Source organism: Oceanicola sp. S124 (assembly GCF_000220565.1).
Lineage (GTDB): Bacteria > Pseudomonadota > Alphaproteobacteria > Rhodobacterales > Rhodobacteraceae > Pseudooceanicola.
Genome location: NZ_AFPM01000145.1, coordinates 1 through 2,557 on the forward strand (window position 1 = coordinate 1; position 2,557 = coordinate 2,557).

At 65.2% G+C, this 2,557-nt stretch carries 1 protein-coding gene; it reads left to right on the plus strand.

The features are described from left to right. Positions 1-195: 195 nt before the first annotated feature. Positions 196-2,557 (plus strand): strawberry notch-like NTP hydrolase domain-containing protein (locus OS124_RS0109960; RefSeq protein ID WP_010139423.1); only part of this gene is annotated, 2,362 nt, incomplete at its 3' end.

Here is a 2,557-nt window from a genome sequence, read left to right on the forward strand (position 1 = left end):
TGCGTGATGCTTTCCATTGGGAAACTCCCTTTCTGGCTTGGTTCTGAAAATAGAACATAACAGGAACAAAATCAAGCCGAGCTTCCGGGACGCGTCGGGTTCGAAAGGGAGAGAGGGGCTGGGAAAGATCAGGCCTGAGGGTGCCCGAGAGAGGGTGCCCGGGCCTGAACCTGTCCCCCATTCCGGAGCTTCCCGATGACCTATCTCGCCTCTGTTTCGCCTCCCGTACCCGTTCCATCTCGTGATCCCGCGCCCGCGATCCTCACAGTTGCCGAGGCGCTGCAGCCCGATCTTGCGCAAGGTGCGCCAATCGACGCGACCCGCCTGCGCCTCGAAATGGAGCGCGCCTTTGGCGGCACCGATGCCGATGGTGCCTGGAACTGGAAGCTCGCCTATGAGGCCGGCGAGGTGGCGCTGGTTATGTTCTTGCGGAAATTCGGCCGCGCGCTGCTGACCCGGGCCGGTTCGCCCGTGGCGCTATTACCCATCCTCACCAAGGTGGCGGGTCTTTTACCCACGCACACAAGGCGGTCGGAAGAGATGGAGCGCTTTCAGCAGTTCAGCACGCCCTTGCCCAAGGGACTCGCGGCATTGACGGCAGCACAGATCACGGCCCGCGATTTGGTCTTGGAGCCGTCCGCCGGGACCGGACTCCTGGCGATCCTCGCAGAGATCGCGGGTGGCGGCCTCGCGCTGAACGAGCTTGCTGACACGCGCGCCGACCTTCTGCGCCTGCTGTTCCCGGGCCGACCTTTCACCCGGTTCGATGCCGCGCAGATCGACGATCATCTCGACGAAGAGATCCGCCCGAGCGTCATCCTGATGAACCCGCCCTTCTCGGCTTTGGCCAATGTCGATGGTCGGACAACTGAGGCCACGGCCCGGCATTTGCACTTGGCGCTGGCCCGGCTAGCGCCCGGCGGGCGGCTCGTGGCGATCACAGGGGCAGCATTTGCGCCGGATGCGCCTGCCTGGGCCGAGACCTTCGGCCGTCTGACCGAGACCGCCCATCTCGTCTTCACCGGCGCGGTGTCGGGCGCCGCTTTCGCCAAACATGGGACCAGCTTCGAGACGCGGATTTCTGTCTTCGATAAATGCCGCGGCGGCGAGCCGGGCGGCATCACCGCCGACCTGCGCCAGCCTCTGTCTCCGGACGTGGCGCATCTGATGTCGCGGGTCACTGCAGAGGTTCCGCCGCGCCTCGAACTGGAACAGGCAGTAAATGCGGGTCTGTTCCATTCTTCCCTCTTCCCGGGAAGTCCTGCCCGCGCCACTCACACAACCACCAGCCGATCGCGCGCGACCTCTACGGCTCAAATGGTGAAACCCGAAACGCCGATTGAGTCCGAGAAACTGGACTACGCTCTCCGCGACGCCGCCGAGGACGAGGACGCCGCACGGCTGTCCGACGCGATCTACGAGACCTTCCGACTGCAGGCAATCGACATCCCCGCAGCGGCCGCGCACCCGACCAAGCTTGTGCAATCGGCGGCCATGGCCTCTGTCGCACCTCCGAAACCGAGCTATCGACCCAAGCTTCCGGCGACCATCCTGCGTGACGGCCTGCTGTCAGACGCGCAGCTCGAGACCGTCATCTACGCGGGGGAGGCGCATGGCGCACATCTCACTGGGTCTTGGGCCGTCGATGAGACCGGAGACTTGGTCTCCACTGCACCGGACGATGCAGCTGACGCCGTCCGCTTCCGCCGGGGTTTCTTCCTCGGTGATGGCACCGGGGCGGGCAAGGGCCGTCAGTCGGCCGGGATCCTGCTCGACAACTGGTGCCAAGGCCGCCGCAAGGCGCTCTGGATCTCGAAGAGCGACAAGCTTCTGGAGGATGCGCAGCGCGACTGGTCGGCGCTTGGCCAGGAGCGGCTTCTGGTGACGCCGCTGTCGCGTTTCGCACAAGGCCGCGACATCCCGCTGACCGAGGGAATCCTCTTCACCACCTATGCGACGCTGCGCTCGGAAGAACGGGGTGCCAAGAAATCCCGCGTCGACCAGATCGTCGACTGGTTCGGGGCGGATTTCGACGGGGTGATCCTCTTCGACGAAAGCCATGCCATGGCGAATGCTGCCGGGGGCAAAGGCGAGCGGGGCGACACCATGGCTTCGCAGCAGGGCAGGGCGGGCCTGCGCCTGCAGCACAAACTGCCCAATGCCCGCGTGGTCTATGTCTCGGCCACGGGCGCAACGACCGTCCACAACCTTGCCTATGCGCAGCGTCTCGGTCTCTGGGGCGGGGAGGATTTCCCTTTTGCCACCCGCGCCGAGTTTGTCGAGGCCATCGAGGCTGGCGGCGTGGCCGCGATGGAGGTCCTCGCCCGCGACCTGCGCTCGCTGGGTCTCTACACCGCCCGGTCACTGTCCTATGACGGTGTCGAATACGAGATGCTGGAGCATGCGCTCAGCCCCGAGCAGCGCGGCATTTATGATGCCTATGCCGAAGCCTTCGCCATTATCCACAACAACCTGACCGCGGCGCTGGAGGCGGCGAACATTTCCGGCGCGGCCGACGGCCCGAGCGGGTCGGGCACACTGAACCGTCAGGCCAAGT